This is a genomic window from Mesorhizobium sp. WSM4810 (genome assembly GCF_055811235.1).
In genome coordinates this window covers 419,727-437,612 of record NZ_JBVVQV010000002.1, presented here as the reverse complement: position 1 = coordinate 437,612, position 17,886 = coordinate 419,727, and the positions used below count along the sequence as shown (strand labels likewise).

The 17,886-nt window shown below is 63.3% G+C and carries 17 protein-coding genes; 8 read left to right on the top strand and 9 right to left on the bottom strand.

Annotated elements, in window-relative coordinates; all coding sequences use genetic code 11:
• The first annotated feature begins 7 nt into the window (after positions 1-7).
• Positions 8-829 (top strand): FAD binding domain-containing protein, encoded by an 822-nt coding sequence (locus AC0L3O_RS04810; protein ID WP_128171840.1) that lies wholly within the window; start codon positions 8-10, stop codon positions 827-829.
• Positions 830-877: 48 nt separating this feature from the next.
• Positions 878-2,341, top strand: a complete 1,464-nt coding sequence (locus AC0L3O_RS04805; RefSeq protein ID WP_023800430.1) for an amidase — start codon at positions 878-880, stop codon at positions 2,339-2,341.
• Here the strand turns inward: AC0L3O_RS04805 and AC0L3O_RS04800 are convergent.
• From AC0L3O_RS04800 to AC0L3O_RS04790, 3 genes are all read right to left on the bottom strand, one after another.
• The gene (locus AC0L3O_RS04800) at positions 2,328-3,257 is read right to left on the bottom strand and encodes a LysR substrate-binding domain-containing protein (RefSeq protein WP_023800431.1); all 930 of its coding nucleotides are present in this window, start codon (positions 3,255-3,257) and stop codon (positions 2,328-2,330) included. The two genes, AC0L3O_RS04805 and AC0L3O_RS04800, sit on opposite strands and share 14 nt — an antisense overlap.
• Positions 3,258-3,409: 152 nt before the next feature.
• Complete coding sequence (locus AC0L3O_RS04795; protein WP_287226318.1) at positions 3,410-4,309, bottom strand: proline iminopeptidase-family hydrolase; 900 nt, start codon at positions 4,307-4,309, stop codon at positions 3,410-3,412.
• A 153-nt stretch (positions 4,310-4,462) separates the two neighbouring features.
• Positions 4,463-5,188, bottom strand: coding sequence for a LuxR family transcriptional regulator (locus AC0L3O_RS04790; protein ID WP_287226316.1), 726 nt, complete (start codon positions 5,186-5,188; stop codon positions 4,463-4,465).
• 299 nt (positions 5,189-5,487) lie between these two features.
• On the opposite strand from AC0L3O_RS04790, the gene AC0L3O_RS04785 reads away from it, so the two are divergent.
• The 5 genes from AC0L3O_RS04785 to AC0L3O_RS04765 all read left to right on the top strand — a co-directional run bounded on the left by AC0L3O_RS04785 (position 5,488) and on the right by AC0L3O_RS04765 (position 11,304).
• Entirely contained in the window at positions 5,488-7,179 is a 1,692-nt protein-coding gene (locus AC0L3O_RS04785) for an ABC transporter substrate-binding protein (RefSeq protein ID WP_473614957.1), read from the top strand.
• A 121-nt stretch (positions 7,180-7,300) separates the two neighbouring features.
• On the top strand, positions 7,301-8,329 hold the full coding sequence (locus AC0L3O_RS04780; protein WP_473614956.1) for an ABC transporter permease: 1,029 nt from the start codon (positions 7,301-7,303) through the stop codon (positions 8,327-8,329).
• A gap of 11 nt (positions 8,330-8,340) precedes the next feature.
• Positions 8,341-9,303, top strand: coding sequence for an ABC transporter permease (locus tag AC0L3O_RS04775; RefSeq protein ID WP_287171680.1), 963 nt, complete (start codon positions 8,341-8,343; stop codon positions 9,301-9,303).
• Positions 9,293-10,315 carry an ABC transporter ATP-binding protein gene (locus tag AC0L3O_RS04770; protein WP_128171846.1) on the top strand — a complete coding sequence of 341 codons (1,023 nt, stop codon included), beginning with the start codon at positions 9,293-9,295 and terminating at the stop codon, positions 10,313-10,315. Before AC0L3O_RS04775 ends, AC0L3O_RS04770 begins: the two co-directional genes overlap by 11 nt.
• The gene (locus AC0L3O_RS04765) at positions 10,312-11,304 is read left to right on the top strand and encodes an ABC transporter ATP-binding protein (protein WP_473614954.1); all 993 of its coding nucleotides are present in this window, start codon (positions 10,312-10,314) and stop codon (positions 11,302-11,304) included. The genes AC0L3O_RS04770 and AC0L3O_RS04765 overlap by 4 nt, the downstream gene beginning before the upstream one ends.
• Positions 11,305-11,357: 53 nt before the next feature.
• On the opposite strand, the gene AC0L3O_RS04760 is transcribed toward AC0L3O_RS04765, so the two are convergent.
• Together AC0L3O_RS04760 and AC0L3O_RS04755 are read right to left on the bottom strand one after the other, a co-directional pair.
• Positions 11,358-12,254 (bottom strand): arginase family protein, encoded by an 897-nt coding sequence (locus AC0L3O_RS04760; protein WP_128171847.1) that lies wholly within the window; start codon positions 12,252-12,254, stop codon positions 11,358-11,360.
• A gap of 279 nt (positions 12,255-12,533) precedes the next feature.
• Entirely contained in the window at positions 12,534-13,472 is a 939-nt protein-coding gene (locus AC0L3O_RS04755; RefSeq protein ID WP_473614953.1) for a LysR family transcriptional regulator, read from the bottom strand.
• 80 nt (positions 13,473-13,552) lie between these two features.
• On the opposite strand from AC0L3O_RS04755, the gene AC0L3O_RS04750 reads away from it, so the two are divergent.
• On the top strand, positions 13,553-14,041 hold the full coding sequence (locus AC0L3O_RS04750; RefSeq protein WP_128171848.1) for a cupin domain-containing protein: 489 nt from the start codon (positions 13,553-13,555) through the stop codon (positions 14,039-14,041).
• Between the two features lie 17 nt (positions 14,042-14,058).
• On the opposite strand, the gene AC0L3O_RS04745 is transcribed toward AC0L3O_RS04750, so the two are convergent.
• The 4 genes from AC0L3O_RS04745 to AC0L3O_RS04730 all read right to left on the bottom strand — a co-directional run bounded on the left by AC0L3O_RS04745 (position 14,059) and on the right by AC0L3O_RS04730 (position 17,868).
• Complete coding sequence (locus AC0L3O_RS04745) at positions 14,059-15,135, bottom strand: ABC transporter ATP-binding protein (protein WP_023800441.1); 1,077 nt, start codon at positions 15,133-15,135, stop codon at positions 14,059-14,061.
• Positions 15,132-15,932: an ABC transporter permease gene (locus AC0L3O_RS04740; protein WP_473614951.1), complete on the bottom strand. Its 801-nt coding sequence runs from the start codon at positions 15,930-15,932 to the stop codon at positions 15,132-15,134. Before AC0L3O_RS04740 ends, AC0L3O_RS04745 begins: the two co-directional genes overlap by 4 nt.
• 1 nt (position 15,933) lies before the next feature.
• Entirely contained in the window at positions 15,934-16,794 is an 861-nt protein-coding gene (locus AC0L3O_RS04735) for an ABC transporter permease (RefSeq protein ID WP_128245434.1), read from the bottom strand.
• A gap of 69 nt (positions 16,795-16,863) precedes the next feature.
• Positions 16,864-17,868 (bottom strand): ABC transporter substrate-binding protein, encoded by a 1,005-nt coding sequence (locus tag AC0L3O_RS04730; RefSeq protein ID WP_473614950.1) that lies wholly within the window; start codon positions 17,866-17,868, stop codon positions 16,864-16,866.
• Positions 17,869-17,886: the final 18 nt, after the last annotated feature.

Below are 17,886 nucleotides of genomic sequence, written 5' to 3'. Positions count from 1 at the left end.
GGCTTCGATGAAATCCTTCGACTATCTGAAGCCTGCAACGACCGTGGCAGCGGCTGCCCTGCTTGCCGAGCATGACGACGCCAAGATCCTAGCTGGCGGCATGACCTTGCTGCCCACCATGAAGCAAAGCCTAGCCGCGCCCGTCGCGATCATCGATCTTTCGGCGGTCGCAGCACTTCGCGAGATAGCGTTCGATGAAGGCGTTCTGGTCATCGGCGCGATGGCTCGCCATTGCGACGTCGCCTCCTCAGCGCTGGTGCGGACACATATACCTGGACTGGCTTCGCTCGCCGCGCACATCGGCGATCCGCAAGTCCGCCATCGTGGCACGATCGGCGGCTCGGCCGCCAACAACGATCCAGCCGCCGACTATCCTGCGGCGATCCTCGCTCTTGATGCAACCGTGATCACGATCGAACGGACGATCCCCGCCGACGCGTTCTTCGTCGATATGTTCGAGACTGCGCTCGAAGCTGGCGAAATCGTCACCGGTTTCCGCGTCCCGGTTCCCGACATGGCGGCGTATGCGAAATTCCGCAGTCCTGCATCGCGCTATGCGATTGTCGGCGTGTTCGTCGCACGAACGGCCGGAAAGGTGCGCGTCGCGGTCACCGGTGCAGCCTCGTCGGTGTTCAGGGCAACCGACATCGAAACGGCGCTGCAGGAGCGGTTCGATCCGGATGCGCTGAGCCGCGTGTCATTGGATCCGTCGGGATTGAATTCGGACATCCATGCGGATCGGGAATATCGCGCCAATCTCGTAATGGTCATGGCGCGACGCGCGGTCGCCGCAGCGCTCCGGAATGCCGACGAAAGTGCAACAAAATAGCGGTCGGCCGGCGTGGTTCGGCCGCGCGAGTCCGGCCCGGGAGGGCTCATGACCATGATTCCAGTCAATGTCGGCGTAGCCAGTGCGCCGGGCGATCTTGCGCGTCTCTCTGCCGTCGACATGGTCGCCGGCTACAGGGCGGGCCGTTTCGACCCCGTTGATGTGATCGAAGACACGGTGTGTGCGCTCCGCCGCACGGATGCGGTCTGCAATATCGTTGTGACTGATCTCTACGAAGAGGCTGTTTCCGCAGCCAAGGTGATCGCGCAGCGTTACCGAAAAAGCGCCGAAACCCGCCCGCTGGCAGGGGTTCCCGTCACCGTCAAGGATCTCATCTTCGTCGCCGGCAAGCCGGCGAAGGCGGGCGCGCCCTCATTTGCCGGCTTCGTGCCGCCAGTCGATGCCCATGTCGTGCGCCGTCTACGCGACGCCGGCGCCATCGTAACCTGCAAAACGACCACCTGCGAATCCGGTTACAAGCTCACTGCCGACAGTCCCGTCAGCGGCATAACCCGCAATCCCTGGTCGCTGGAGCGAACCAGCGGCGGCTCCAGCGGAGGTGCTGCTGCGGGCGTCGCCGCCGGCTGCGGTCCGCTGGCAATTGGAACCGATGGCGTCGGCTCGATCCGCGTACCTGCTTCCTTCTGCGGGGTCTTCGGCCTTAAACCGACTTACGGCCTCGTTTCGCGCGCGCCCGGCTTCTTTCCGCCATCATGGGGATCGCTCGCGCACACCGGTCCAATAGCGCGCACGGTTGCGGACGCTGCTCTGCTGCTCGAGACAATAGCGGGCTATGATGTGCGCGACGCCGCCTCGCTCGCCCTGAAGCCGCAGGAGTACTCCAGGATTCCGCCATCGGTCATGGGTCTGCGCGTCGCTTTTTCGGTCGATTTCGGGTATGCGCCGGTCGATCCGCAAGTGCGTGCGGCGTTCGCCACCGCACTCGACATTCTGGCCTCCGCCGGCGCCAACCTCGTCGAGGTTCCCTTCGCCCTCGACCCGGATATTCTCGACAGGGTGCTCAATCCGATCGCCTTCACTGAACAAGCGGCATCGGTTGGTGATCGCGGCGCGGAAGCATTTCTCGACTCGGACGAGGAGTTCCGCGCCGTTCTTGACAAAGGCCTCACCTACAGCGGCGCTGATTACATGGAGGCGACGCATCTGCGCTCCCGGCTCCGGAACCAATTCGTCGAACTGTTCCGCACCGTCGACGTGATGCTTACGCCGACAGTTGCGGTTACCGCCTTCGCGGCCGGCACGCTCGGCACGTCCTGCATCGACGGGCATCCGGTCGACGCGCATCTGGGCTGGTCGCCTTTCACGTGGCCGGTCAATCTGTGCGGCCTGCCGGCCGCGACGGTCCCGTGCGGACGTGATTCTTCGGGCCTGCCGATCGGCGTTCAGATGATCGCACCATGGATGCGCGAGACTTCCATCATCGCTCTCGCGGGAGCCTTTGAGGAAGTGCGACCCTGGACGGAGGAATGGCCGCCGCTCAACCTTCGTTGAGCGGCCTTTCGGATTCGGGTTCGCGCATGTCCGGCATCACCACAGCGCCGATCTCCCGGTTAATATCGAGGTAGTGCGACAGGTAGTCATAGAGCGCCTTGGCCGCCGGCTTGGTCGTGCCCTGCGCCTTGTAAAGCAGCAGGTCAACTTTGGGCAGCGTGGGAAAGTCGCCGCTAGCCACGATCTCGCGCATGCCCGAAACGAGTGCGCTGCGGCCGAGCACGGTTACGGCCATGCCTGAAAACACCGCCGCCTGGAGCCCGCTGACACTCTCGCTCACGCAGGCGATCCGCCATGAGCGGCCCGCCACTTCGAGGTGCTCTATCGCATGATCGCGATAGATGTTGCCCGGCGGAAGCAGCGCCAGAGGCAGAGGTGTCTCGGTATGCGCCGTCGAGTGTTCTCCGGTGATCCAGACGAGCTGTTCCTGACGCACCACTCGCCCGCCGATGAAGTCGTTCATCCGCGTGACCAGCGCGATGTCGATTTCGCCGCGATGGACCTGTCCGACCAGCGGCGTCGACAGCGAGCAGTGAAGCTGGACCTGGACGCGCGGGAAGGCACGCTGGAATACCGCAAGGATCGACGGCAACAAATAGGCCGCGTAGAGGTCGGGGGTGCCGAGGATCACCTGACCTTCGATATCGGGCGATGAGAGGCGCGAGAGCAGTTCGTCGTGCAGACGCAGGATCGAATTTGCATAAGAAAGCACCAGTCTGCCATCGGAAGTGAGCACCATTTTGCGCCCATCGTGACGGAACAGATTGCAGCCGCAGATCACGTCGAGCCGCTGTAGCTGCAGGGTAATGGCGGGCTGCGAGCGGCTGAGGCGCCGCGCCGTCTCAGTAATGCTGCCGGTTTCCGCGACGCACTGCAGCGATCGGAGCATTCTTATGTCGACGCTGATGAGGTTCATATGTTCGAGCCAGATCCGATGCGGCCGGTCTAACTACGCAAGATTCATTCCAGCCGACCTTCGGCGCAGTTTTGTGCTCCGTCGCGCAACTCGATTGGCTAAGCCCAGCACAATCAGCTTGCGCAAAGACAGGCCGCTGTGGGGCATGGGCCTCAATCGTATTTGGCGACAAAACGTCCGACGGCGGCGAGGCAATCGTCCTTCTCCTCGACATGCGGCATGTGGCTGGAATTCGGGAAGACAATGCCTTCCACGTCCGGGATGCGATCGAGAAAGGGCTGGACGCAGGCTTCGGTCGCTTCGTCGTAAAATCCGCGGAACGCCAGCGTCGGCGCCTCGATCAGATGCAGGCGCTCGACGATGGTCCAGTTCCGCATCGTGCCGATGACGTGGAATTCATTGGGTCCGTTCATGGTGTGATAAACCGTCGGATCCGCGTCGATTGCCGCGAATGTCCGGGCGACCTCCCGCGGCGTTGGAAGGACCCGGCAGACGTGGCGGTCATAGAAGGCTTTGGTTGCCGCAACATAATCCGGGTGATCGGTGGTCCCGGCTGCCTCGTGCCGGTCAAGCGCGAGTTGCACATCGGCCGGCAGCCCGGCCCGCAATTGCAGCGCGCCTTCCACCCATAGCGCCATTGAGGCCAGCGAATTGGCCAGGATCAATGCCTTGAGCCCGGCAGGGCGTCGCACGGCATGTTCGGCCGAAAGTATGCCGCCCCAGGACTGGCCGAGCAGGGCGTAACGCTCGGCAATGCCAATGTGAGCGAGCAGCGCATCGAGTTCGCCCAAAAAGAAATCGACGGTCCAGAAGTCGCCGCCCTTGTCGGGCAGATGGGTCGACTTGCCGTTGCCGATCTGATCGTAGTGGATGACGGCCCGCCCGGTATCGGCAAGCTCCCTGAACGAATCGACATAGTCGTGGGTGCAGCCCGGCCCGCCGTGAGCGACGACCAATGGCAGCTTGCCCGAGTTGAGATCTCCGATCACGCGATACCAGGTGCGGTAGCCCCTGTAGTCGCTGAATCCTTCGGTGGTCGCATGTGCCGTCACAGTCCCAAGCTCCGGGTCCTGGCTGGCAGGAACCAAAGTGACGGACCCTCCCAAGCCTTGTTTGCGGCCGACGGTACTAAGCGGCCCGGCGCATTTACAGCTAGCACTATTTATAGGTTTGCCCTGGCGGGAGGAGCCCTCAGGCGGAGAGCCTCAATGCTCCGGCTCGAGCAGCCGGTAGTGGGCAGCCAGCGCGATGGCGTGGAAGCGGTTGCGCGCGCCAAGCTTGCGTGTCGCCGCGTTGAGATGCAGCGTTGCTGTCGGCACCGCGCGGCCAATCTCGCGCGCGACCTGCTTGGCCGTCAGTCCGGCGGCGGCGAGGCGCAGGCACTGGCGCTCGCGCGACGTCAGGTGGACGTACGGGCAGGTGCGGATGCCGGCATCGAAACCGGCGTAGACGGAGTCGTGCAAGAGATGGCCCAGATCGCCGATTTCGGCGATTAACTGCCTTGCTTCGGCCTCGAACCCTGGCTCTGGGTCGGTGCGGATCGCGGTGAAGGTGGCCAGATCCCCACCGGCAAGACGGATGGGCACGGTGACGCCGCAGGTCATCCTGGTATCGAGCAGATAGCTGATCACCGGATCATGCCTGGACCGAAGCACATGCTGCATGACGGTGCTCTGAACGCCCTTGTGCGACCAGAGGAACGGCCTCGATACGGCGAGCGCGGCTTCCTGCACCGGGTCAAGCTGATAATAGCCGCCTTTGCACCAGAGATCCTGCATGTCGCGCGGCACGTTGTGCAGAGCCATCAGCGACGGGGTGATCAGGTCGCCCTCATGGCTGACCGGCACGGGCGTATAGTCATAGATGAATGAGGTGAAACCGACGGGCTCCAGCACATCGGTCGCCACCGCCATGGCGGCGTCGATGCTCATTCCCGTTCGGAACCGGCTCTCTAGATCGCCTGAAAAGCCCTGCATGCGACAAGCTTACCCGCTGGCCATTGCTTGTCAAATAGCCATGTCACCCGCTTGCCCAATAAATAGGCTTAAGGCTGGCCTCTCCGACCTATCTATCTTAATAGCTATCCTGCTCGGCTTCGCTGGTCGTAGTCTTTTGCGATTGGGCGAAGGTGCGGAGACCACCCGCGACCCAGATCATTTCCAGCCACGCCGCGGTCGTCGATTGCGTATAGCGTGGCCAGTCGACACGCTTTCCACGAGGAAACACAGCCATGCGACCCCAAAAGGCACTTGCAGCCCAAAAGGCACTGGCAGCGTTGATACCCGGCCTGGCTCTGCTCGGCATGACGATCGTGTCGCCGCCGAGCAGTGCCTTGGCCGCGGAAGGCAAGCTTGGCGGCACGCTCCGCTTGCTGGCCAACGCCGCTGCCGGCACCGCCGATCCGCATATCAATTACACGCTGCAGTTTTTCCAGATGAACTATATTCTCTACGATGGTCTGGTGACCTACAAAAAGGCCGGGGACAAGACCGGCTTCGAGGTGGTCGCGGACCTCGCTGAAACCCTGCCGAAGGTCGAAAACAGCGGCAAGACCTACGTCTTCAAGCTGCGCAAAGGCATCAAGTTCGCCGACGGCTCGGACGTCACCAGCAAGGATGTGGTGGCTTCGTTCCAGCGCATCTTCAAGATCAGCGGGCCGACGGCCGGGACCTTCTACAACGGCATCGTCGGCGCCGATGCGTGTTTGAAAACCCCGGCGACATGCACCCTCGATGGCGGCCTGTCGGTTGACGACGCAGCCGGAACGATCACCTTCAACCTGGTCCAGCCGGATGCCGAGTTCCTGCAGAAGATCGCCATTCCGCACGCGGCGATCCTGCCGGCGGGCGCGCCGCTCAAGGATGCCGGCACTGATCCGATCCCGGGCACTGGGCCCTACATGATCGCGAGCTATGACCCGAACAAGCTGATGAAAATGGTGCGCAATCCTCACTTCAAGGAATGGAGCAAGGAAGCCCAGCCGGCAGGGTATCCCGACGAGATCGACTATGAATTCGGCCTCACCGACGAAGCGGCGGTGACGGCAGTCGAGAACGGGCAGGCGGACTGGATGTTCGATCCGCCGCCGGCGGACCGTCTCGGCGAACTCGGCACAAAATATGCCAAGCAGGTCACGGTGCATCCGCTGATGGCGATGTGGTATGCGCCGATGAACAACAATCTGGCGCCGTTCAACGACATCCGTGTTCGCCAGGCGGTGAACCTCGCCATCGACCGCGCCGCGATCATCAAGCTCTTTGGCGGCAGCAATCTGGCGCAGCCGGCTTGCCAGATCCTGCCGCCGGGCTTCCCGTCATTCGCGCCTTATTGCCCATTCACCGCCAATCCGGGCGAAAAGTGGTCGGCGCCGGATATGGACAAGGCCAAACAACTGGTTGCTGAATCGGGAACTGCTGGTCAGGAGGTGACGATCATCACCGAGGACAGCAGCGTCTCGAAGTCGATCGGGGTCTATCTGCAGGACGTGCTCAACCAGCTCGGCTACAAGACATCGGTCAAGCCGATCTCGCAGAACATCCAGTTCACCTACATCCAGAACACCAACAACAAGGTGCAGATCTCGGTCTCGCAATGGTTCCAGGATTACCCGGCGCCATCCAATTTTCTGGAAGTGCTGTTCAGCTGTGCCTCATTCACGCCGGGCTCGGACGCCTCGGTCAACATTTCCGGGTTCTGCGACAAATCGATCGACGCGTCGATGGCCGAAGCAGAGACAGCCACCATCGCCGACCCAGCCAAGGGCGCAACACTCTGGACGGCCATCGACAAGGCGGTGACGGACAAGGCCCCGGTCGCTGTTTTGTTCACACCCAAGCGGGTCGATGTCGTCTCTTCCAGGCTGAAGAACTTCACCTTCAGCCCGCAATTCTACTGGATCGTCAGCCAGTCCTGGGTCGAATGATCCCCTCGAGCCAATGCGACGGAGTGCCACCGGCGCTCCGTCGCATTTCCTTTTCCGCCGGATCAGCGCATCTTCCACGTCGAGATTTTTGCCAGGCAATCCCGTTTATGGTCCCCCGTTCATGGTCAATGTCATTGCGGACCAGCCTGCCGCCCCGGTCCGCCAGGCCGCCGCTGGCCCATGGCGCACGGCATGGCGCAAGCTTAAAGCCGATCGTTCGGCAATAGCGGCGTTCGGTGTGCTCGTCGTCATCGTCATCGCTTCGCTGGCGGCTCCGCTTTATGCGCAATACATCGCCCACACGGATCCTTTCGTAACCAATCTCAACGGCGAGATCGTCATCGATGGGGTGACCCAGCCGGTACTGCAGGCTTCCACCGAAGGCCTTGGCCTCGGCATGACGCCGATTGGGCCGACCTGGCGGATCGGGCCGTATCTGCTCGGCGCCGACAATCAGGGCCGTGACGTCGCGGCGCGACTGCTTTATGGCGGGCGGGATTCGCTGCTGATCTCGGGCACTGCGGCTGTGCTGTGCCTCGTCCTGGCGACCTTTCTGGGGGTTGTTTCCGGGTTCTTCGGCGGCATTGTCGACGTCGGCCTGTCGCGTATTCTCGACGTGCTCTGGGCGTTCCCGGTTTTCCTGCTGGCGATTTCCCTGTCGATCGTGCTGATCGCGCAGAGCATTCAGATCGGTCCGTTCGAAATTCGCTCCGGCAGCCTGTGGCTGCCGATCTTCATCATCGGCATCGTCTATGTGCCCTATGTGGCACGGCCGATCCGTGGCCATGTTCTGACCTTGATGCAGGCCGAATTCGTCACCGCGGCGATCGGGCTTGGTGCGTCGCCCTGGCGCATCCTGCTGCGCGACGTCATGCCAAATGTGGTGACGCGCATCATCGTTTTCGTGCCGTTGATCCTGGCACTCAACATGATGACCGAATCCTCGCTGTCGTTTCTGTCGATCGGCGTGCAACCGCCGGACGCCAGCTGGGGCACGATCATCCAGGACGGTCAGGGCCTGCTCTATTCCAGGCCGATCGTGGCGCTGGCGCCCGGGCTTGCCATTGTCATCACTGTGCTGGCTCTCAACATTCTGGGCGACGGCGTGCGCGATGCGCTCGATCCGAAATCCTCGCCGAGGGGCATCTAGTGCTTGCCGCCATGAGTTTTCGGCTCGGCCAGATGGTGCTGGTCATGTTCGGCATCAGCGTCGTCGCTTTCCTGATCTTCTTCGCAACGCCCGGTGCCGATCCCTCGGCGCGCATTGCCGGCCGCAACGCGTCCCAGGAGACATTGGTCCAGGTCCGCCACGATTTCGGTCTCGATCGGCCATTGCCGGTGCAATACGGGCTGATGATGAACCGGCTTTTCGTCAGCCGCGACCTCACCTCCTTCGTCAATCGTGGGCAGCGCGTAATTCCCGCGGTGACAGCCGCCATTCCGGTTACGCTGTCGCTGGTCGGCGGCGCGGCGGTGCTGTGGGTGTTGGGCGGACTGATCGTCGGGGTGATCGCCGGGGCGACGCGCGGCACGTTTATCGACCGGGCGCTGATGATCCTGAGCCTGATTGGAGTGTCCGTTCCGGTCTTCTGGCTCGGCGAGGTCGCCAATCTGCTGACACAGAGCCGCTGGCATGACACCTGGCTGTTTTCTTGGGTTCCTCCGCTCGGCTACATCCCCCTGACACAGGACCCCTGGGGCTGGTTCAAGGCGCTCGTCATTCCGTGGTTCACGCTGGCGACGCTTTATGTCGGCCTTTACGGACGGGTGCTGAGGGCAAGTCTGATCGAGATGATGCAGGAGGATTTTATCCGCACCGCGCGGGCCAAGGGGATCGGCGAGCGGCGGGTTTTGCTGCATCACGGCCTCAGGACGTCACTGGTGGCATTCGTCACCATGTTCGGTCTCGATTTCGGTGCCTTGGTCGGCGGCGGCGCGCTGTTGACCGAAGTGGTCTTCGGGCTGCAGGGCGTCGGGAAATTGACCTATGAGGCACTGCAGACCCTCGACCTGCCGATGATCCTTGCCACGGTGATCTACGCCTCGTTTTTCGTGGTGATGGCAAACTTCGTCGTCGACGTCGTCTTCGTCTTTATCGACCCGAGGGCTCGCGATGTCCGTTAACGCTCCCCTTCTCGTCGTCGAGGGTCTCACCGTATCCTTCCGCAGCGACGCGGGGCTGGTGCGGGCTGTGGCAGGCGTCTCGTTTGCCGTCGAGCAGCGGGAGATCGTCGGTGTCGTCGGTGAGTCCGGTTCCGGCAAAAGCCAGACCTTGCTGGCCATCATGGGGCTGATCGACAGCCCCAATGCCGTCGTCTCCGGTTCAATCCGCTTCATGGGGCAGGAGCTCGTCGGGCTCAACCGGCGTGCGCTCGATGCCATTCGCGGCCGCCAGGTCGCGATGATCTTCCAGGATCCGATGTCGGCGCTCACCCCGGTGCATACGATCGGCAACCAGATCGGCGAGCAGGTGCGTGCGCATGAGAAAGTGTCGGCGCGGGCGGCGCGGGCGAGGGCGGTGCAGTTGCTGGATGCGGTCGGCATTGCCAATCCTGATCGGGTCGTCGACGGCTATCCGCACCAGCTCTCCGGCGGCATGCGCCAGCGTGCGGTGATTGCGATGGCGCTCTCGTGCAACCCGGCGCTGCTTGTCGCGGATGAACCGACCACGGCCCTGGACGTGACCGTGCAGGCGCAGATCCTCGAACTGATCGGACGGCTGCGCGATCAGTTCGGCTCGGCGGTGATCCTGGTCACACACGATCTTGGCGTCGTCGCCCAGGTCGCGGATCGGGTCTTGGTCATGTATGGCGGACGCTTCGTCGAGGAGGGCCGCAAGAGCAGCGTGTTCCGAACGCCGCTGCATCCCTACACATGGGGACTGTTCGGCTCGATCCCGCCGATGGATGGTGAGCGTCCGGTACGCCTCGCCGCGATTCCGGGAGCTCCGCCTTCCCTCTCCGACCTGCCGAAAGGCTGCGCCTTCGGTCCGCGCTGTGCCTTTCGCCACGATGCCTGCCTGGTCCAGCTCCCGACAATGCGTGGCGACGGCCATCGCGCCGCCTGCGTATTACCGGAAGCCAGACGCAAGCAATTCAACATCCACAAGGCTGTCGGCGTGGAAATGCAACGATGAGTGCTGCGCCACGCGAGCGCCCGCTACTTCGCGCCGTAGATCTTTCGAAGCATTATCACGTCGGCCGCTCGATTTTCCCGGCGCAGCGCCGGACGGTCCAGGCGGTCGACACGGTATCGCTCGACATCTGGCCCGGGGAAACGCTTGGCATCGTCGGGGAGTCAGGTTGCGGTAAATCCACTCTTGGCCGATGCCTGGTGCGTCTGACCGATATCACCTCCGGTTCTCTGGAGTTCGAGGGCCGCGACATTACCGACGCGTCCCAGCGTCAGCTCCGTCCGTTGCGGCGACAGATGCAGATGGTCTTTCAGGATCCGAGCGCCTCGCTCAATCCACGTCGGCGGGTGGGCGATCTGCTGGCCGATCCGTTCCGCATCCATGAGCGCATCTCGGCATCGGAAATGACGGACCGCGTCGCCGAGCTTCTGCGCTGGGTCGAATTGTCCCCCGAGCACGCGTCGCGCTATCCCCACGAATTCTCGGGCGGCCAGCGGCAGCGGATCGGCATTGCTCGCGCGCTGGCGCTCAGGCCAAGGCTGATCGTGGCCGACGAGCCGGTCTCGGCGCTCGACGTTTCGATCCAGGCCCAGATCGTCAATCTGCTGGCCGATCTGCGCGAGGAGTTCAACCTGACCTATGTATTCATCGCCCATGATCTATCCGTGGTGCGCCAGATTTCGACGCGCGTGGCCGTCATGTATCTGGGATCGGTCGTGGAGAGCGGGCCGACCGATCTGGTCTTTGCGGCGCCCAGGCACCACTACACCACGGCACTCCGTTCCGCGGTGCCGATACCCAGTATCGATCGGGCACGACGCGAGCGGCTTGTCCTGAAGGGTGACTTGCCGAGCCCGATGAACCCACCCTCCGGCTGCCGGTTTCACACCCGCTGCCCGGCTGCCACTTCCATGTGCCGCAACGAACGTCCGCTGCTGCAGAGCACGGGCGACGGTCGCCTGGTTGCTTGCCATCATCCGGGCGGCGGGTAAGGCGCGGTTGCGTGTGGCGGCGAAGTCGAAGCACAACGATCTAGATTGCTCCCTCAAGCGGGCGCGGCTGTGCCGAGAGCTGCGGCCAGGACATCAGCGAGGCCACGGCCGGCGCTGCCGTCCTCGTCGAGGCGCGGATTGTAGATGGTGACCTCGATCCCGACCGCCTTGCCGCTCGCCAGGATGATGCGGAGCGCCGCCGACAGTTCGTCCCAAGACAGCCCGCCCGGTATGCGGAAATCGACCGCCGGCATGATCGCATCGTCGAGACAATCGGCGTCGAGATGGATGAAGAAGCCGTCGAGTTCCGCCCGCGTCAGGTGGCCAACGGCGGCCCGGGCGGCGGCTTCGACGCCCAGGCGGCGGATGGCGTGCAGATCGTAGGCCATGAACTCGGCTGGCAAAGGCTGGCTGCCGAATTCGGCCTGGTCCTCGTGGTCGCGAAATGCGAAGGCGACGACGTCCCCGGAGCGCACCAACGGGCGGCGGCCCTCCAGGTCGGTCAGCAGCGCCGGCCCGTAGCCGGTGACGAAGGCCAGCTCCATCGACGCGCCTTCGCTGTTGGGCTCCGCTTCCGGCTGGAAGAAATCGGCGTGGCCGTCGATGAAGAACAGGCCGTAGCGGCCGCGCCGGCGCAGCGCGAGCATCGGACCCAGCAGGATCGTACAGTCGCCGCCCAGCACCACCGGGAATTCGCGGGCGTGCAGCACCTCCTCCACGGCGTCGGCGAGCTTGGGTGACCACGCCGCGATCGCCTTGGCATTCAGCGTCAGGGTGGCAGGGTCGGGCTTCGGGTCTTTCGGCGGGACGGCCAGCCGACCGGCGCGGCGCGCATGGATGCGTTCGGCGAGGCCCAGTTCCAGCAGCCGACCGGGCAAGGCTTCAACGCCGTCGGTCGCCAGACCCAGCGAGGACGGCGCTTCAAGGATGGCATAGGGGCGGGTCGGCATCAGGTGCTCCCAGGTATCGCGAGTGAGAACCGGCGCAACGCCAGCGGTTTCCGCTACTGAGCGCTGCTGCCGGTTTGACGGCCCCATAAGCGACGCTTTTGCAGCCAAAAAACTCGCCTCGCAGCCGGCGTAACCCAGTACGTGGGCGAAAGCGAGGAGATTTCAAGCCGCCGCCCAACTTCCCTGTTGAAGGCAGGATCGCAAGTTTTCCGACCGGTGGGAGACCGTTTTTGAGCGCATTCAGAGAGGACGATGCGCGGCCAAAACGGGGCGCTCTTCTCAAAGGCCCTCATCCCAATACGGTGCGCGTCCTATGCATCGAGCAAGGTGGTCGACGAAGGCACGGACCTTCATCGACATGAGCCTGTTGCTGGGATAGACGGCATAAATCGTGCTGGCTGGATGCTCCCAGGCATCCAGCACGCGGCGCAGCGCGCCGGTACGCAGCGGCTCCGCCACCGCCCATGTGGGCAATAGGGCGATGCCGATGCCGTCGAGTGCGGCAACGCGCAGCATCTCCGCATTGTTGCTGCGAAAGCTGCCGCCCACGGTCACCCGCACCTCGCCAATTTTGCCGGTAAGGCGCCATTCATCGCCCCAAGGCAAAAGGCTGGTGCAGAGGCAGTTGTGCTTGGCGAGGTCGCCCGGCTCGCGCGGCGCTTCATGCTTGGTGAGATAGGCGGGCGCAGCACAGGCGACGAGCCGGGATGGCGCGAGCTTGCGCACGACAAGCGGCGAATCCTCGAGCGCGCCGATACGGATCGCCAGATCCAGCCCCTCATCGACCAGGCTCACATGCGTTGGGCTCAAGGCAATGTCGACGGAAAGGTCCGGATAGCGCCTCAGGAATTCCGGGACGGCCGGCGCCACATGCATCCAGCCGAAGCTGTCGGGCGCCGATATGCGAAGCTTGCCGCGCGGTTCGCGCTGCAACGCGCTCGCCTCTTGTTCCGCCGCTTCAGCTTCGGCGAGAATCCGGGCGCAGTGGCGGTAGTAGGCTGCGCCCGCTTCGGTCATCGTGAGCCGACGCGTGGTGCGGTTGAGGAGGCGAATGCCCAGGCGCTGTTCGAGCCGCTGGACATGGGCGCTGACTGCCGATTTGGAGAGTCCGAGCCGGTGAGCCGCAGCCGAGAAACTGCCGCTGTCCACGACGCGAGCGAACGCCGCGATGCCATTGAGCGGGTCCATCATCGGATTGTCCTGAAATCCGGACAGCATGTCCATACAATTCCGGCTAATCGACGGACGAGAACGGCCTATCTCCTGGTGAACGACCTGAACCACGAAGGAGATCGACGATGGATGCCAAAGCTACAGCGGCTGAAGCGTTCGTGCGCGAGCCGGCGGCCGGCTCGACGCTCAACGTTTTGGGCATCACCCATATCTACAAGGCCACCGGCGCCGAGACCGCCGGGTCCTTCTCGCTCTGGGAGTCCGTGGTTCCGCCGGGCGCGGGAGTGCCACCGCACATCCATGCCCGAGAGGATGAAGGCTTTTATGTGCTGAGCGGCGAACTCGTCATCGAATTCGAGGGCCAATCCGCGCCCCATCGCGTTGCGCCCGGCGGCTTCTTCTTCGGCGCACGCGGCCGGCGCCATGCCATCCGCAATGTCGGCGACAAGCCAGCTCGCGTGCTCGTCTTCTGCGCACCGAGTTGCGGCCTTGATCAGATGTTCGCGGAATTGGACGCCGCGACTGCCGCCGGCACGCCGGAGATGGCAAAGGTCGTGGCCATCACCGCCAAATACGGCGTCACCATCGAGGCGCCGGCTGATCCGCCGCACTGAGGTCGAACGATCGTCTGTCAGGCCGGAAACAGAAATGCGGCGGCGGGATCGAAATAAATCTGTCTGCTCGAGGCGATGCCCTCCTGTGCTCGCGCCATGTCGGATGTCGGCCTGACGTCGATCTCCTGGCCGGCGGCGGTGCGTGCGATGACGCGCCGCCGCTCGCCGAAGAAGGCGGTGTCGATGAATTCGACCGCAAGCCCGGCCGTGGCCGCGCCGGGTCTCAGCCGAAACGCTTCCGGCCGCACCATCAGCCGGGTCTTCTGGCCTTGGCTGAACTCCCGATCGTTCCTGACGCCGGAGACGACCGAGCCATCGGCGAGGCGGATCGTGGCGGCGCCGTCGACGGTTTCAAGATGCTCGGCCGGCAGGAAATTGGAATTTCCGATGAAGCTGGCGACGAATTCGCTCGCAGGTCTCAGATAGAGGTCCTCACCGCTGCCGATCTGCTCGATGCGCCCGTCACGAAACAGGGCGATGCGATCCGAAAGATGCAGCGCCTCGTCCTGATCGTGGGTGACGTAAAGGATCGTTACGCCGGTTTCGCGATGGATGCGCCGTATCTCGGCCTGGATTTCCTCGCGCAGCTTCTTGTCGAGCGCCGAAAGCGGCTCGTCCATCAAAAGGATCGGCGGATCGTAGGCCAGCGCCCTGGCAAGCGCCACGCGCTGCTGCTGTCCGCCGGAAAGCGCGCCAGGATATCGGCCGCCGAAACTCTCGAGCCGTACCAGCGACAGCATCTCGGCGACTTTTCGGTTCACCTCTGCGTCCGGACGGCGGCGCACGCGCAACGGAAAGGCAACGTTCTCGGCGACGGTGAGATGCTGGAACAGCGTGTAGCGCTGGAACACCATGCCGATATTGCGCTTGTGCGACGGCACCGACAGCAGCGACCTGCCTTCGAGAAGAACGTCGCCGGATGTCGGGTGCTGAAAGCCGGCGATCGCATAAAGTGTCGTCGATTTGCCAGAACCGGAAGGGCCGAGAAAGGTCAGGAACTCGCCCTTGGGTATGTCGATGGTGACATCGTGTACGGCGACGAAGCTGCCGAACGCCTTGCGCAGGTCGCGAATGGAGAGGAACGGTTCGGTCATTTCGACAATTTCCGCCGAATGAGTGCGGTTACGATCATCAGGCTCAGCGTCAGAAGAACGAGAAGGCTGGAGGCCGCAGCGATGACCGGGCTGAGATCCTGGCGCAGGCTGCCCCAGATCTTGACCGGCAAGGTCTGCAAGGTGGGGCTTGCCATGAAGATTGCGACCACCACCTCGTCCCATGAGGCGAGGAAGGCAAAGATCGCCGCCGAAAAAATCCCGATCTTGATCGCCGGCAAGGTGACCCGGAGTTTTGCCTCGAAGGGGCTCGCGCCGCAGACGATCGCCGCATCCTCGATGGATTTGTCGAAACCTTCGAGTGCCGCAGTGATCGGAATGATGGCGAAGGGCAGTGCCAGGACCGTATGGGCGATGACGAAGCCTACCGTGGTGCCGCCGAGCCCGATCCGCAGGAAGAATGCATAGATGGCGATGGCGAAGACGACAACCGGCAGCACCATTGGCGTCAGCAGCAGGCCGCGAAGCGTATTGCGCCCGCGAAACTGTCCCCTGACCAGCGCGAAAGAAGCCAGCAGCCCGATGACGACGGCAAAAATCGCGGCCATGGTGGCAATGCGCGCGCTGGTCAGCGCCGCTTCGAGCCAGGCCGGATCGGCGAAGAGCTCCTCATACCATTTCAACGTCCAGCTTGGTGGCGGAAAAGCCAGCCACCGCGACGACCCGAACGACAAAAGCACGATGAAAACCACCGGCAGCAGCAGAAACGCGGCAACCAGGCCGGTGAAACCCAGAAGTGCTGCGCGCAGCCAGCCCAGCCGGTCGTAGTCGAGCAGCATCTCAGATGCCTCCTGTCATGCGCTTGGCGCCGACGAGGCGCAGCTGCAGCGCGTAGAGCGCCATGGTCACCAAAAGTAGGATGAAAGCCGCCGCGCTTCCGAGCCCCCAGTTGAGCAAGGACTGGATCATCTGGGCAATCATTGCGGCGAGCATCATGTTGGAGGTGCCGCCGAGCAGCGTCGGTGTCACGAAATAGCCGAGCGACATGACGAAAACCATCAGGCCGCCTGCAGCGATTCCGGGAAGCGACAAGGGCAGCAGAATGCGGCGGAAGGCGTCGAAGGGGCTCGCACCGCACAGAGCGGCGGCGCGCAGCGTCATCGGATCGATGGCGCGCAGCGTTCCGACCAGTGGCAGTATCATGAAGGGCAGCATGATGTAGACCATGCCGATGGTGACGCCGGTCAGGTTGTTGATCAGCGGCAGCGGCTCGCTGATCAGGCCGATATCCATCAGCGTCCGATTGATGACGCCGGTGCGTTGGAGCAGCACCATCCAGGCATAGGTGCGGGTGAGCAGATTGGTCCACATCGACAGGATGATGATGCCGAAGACGATCGAGCCGAGGGCAGGCGGCATGATCGCCAGCATCCAGGCGACTGGAAACGCCACGATCACGGTTACGGCGGTGACGACGGTGGCGACCAGAAAGGTGTTGAAGAAGACCCGCGCATAGGTGCCGTCGCCAAACAGGGTGGCGTAGTTCTGCAGGCCCGGCACGGGTTCGGTCAAGCTGCGCAACAGCAGCGCAACAACCGGCACCACGAAGAACAGGGTGATGAGGGTCAGCGCCGGCAAGGCGCCGCCGATACCGTCGGGCCTTCGGAGGATTGGCTGTCGATGAAGCAAATTGCCCGACATGGCGATAATCCCGGCAGCTCAGGCGGGACGCCTAGCGACGCCCCGCCGGTTCATGGGTGAGGTCGGCGGCTATTTGGCCTGCCAGGCGTACCAGCGCTCGGCGATCTTATCGCGGTTTTCAGCCCAGTAGTTCATGTCGAGGTTGATCTGCCCGTCGACATAGGCGTCCGGCAGCGACTTGACGACATCGGCCGGCATTTCGGCCTTGGCTGCCGTGTTGATGGGTGCGTAGCCGCTTGCTTCAGCAAACATGGCCTGGCTTTTCGGGCTTGTCGCAGCGGCCAGGAATTTCATGGCGCTCGCCTTGTTCTTCGAACCCTTGGGAATGACGAGCACGTCGGCGGCGGTCATGTTCTGGTTCCAGGATACGCCGACATCGGCGCCGTCCTGCTCGAGGGCGAAGACCCGTCCGTTCCAGAGCTGCCCGAAGGCTGCCTCACCGGAGGCGATCAGCTGCTGCGACTGCGCGCCGCTGTCCCACCAGACGATTTCCGATTTGATCGTGTCGAGTTTCTTGAACGCCCGGTCGAGGTCGAGCGGATAGAGCTTGTCTGCCGGCACGCCGTCGGCCAACAGCGCAATCTCGATGACGCCCGGCGCCGACCATTTGTAGAAAGTGCGTTTGCCGGGAAATTTCGTCAGGTCGAACATGTCGGCCCAGCCGGTTGGCTCGGCCGACACCGCCCCTTTGTTCCAGGCAAGAACGAAGGAGTAGTAGAAGCTGCCGACCGCATGCTCGGTGGTGAAGCGAGGATCGAGATCGGCTTTCGGCACGACGTTGAAATCGATCGGCTCGAGCAGGCCGTCCTTGGCCGCCTTGATGGCGAAATCCATCTCGACATCGACGACATCCCAGGCGACGCTGCCGCCTTCCACCATGGCCTTCAGCTTGCCGTAGTCGGTCGGGCCGTCCTGCAGGACCTTGATGCCGGAACTGGCTTCGAACGGAGTAGCCCAGGATTTGGTCTGCGCCTCCTGGGTGGTTCCGCCCCAGCTGGTGAACACCATTTCATCGGCGTGTGCGGCAGTGGCTGCCAGGAGTGCGGCCAAAATGCCGGTCAAAATCAGTTTCATGTCATTCTCCTCTGTTGG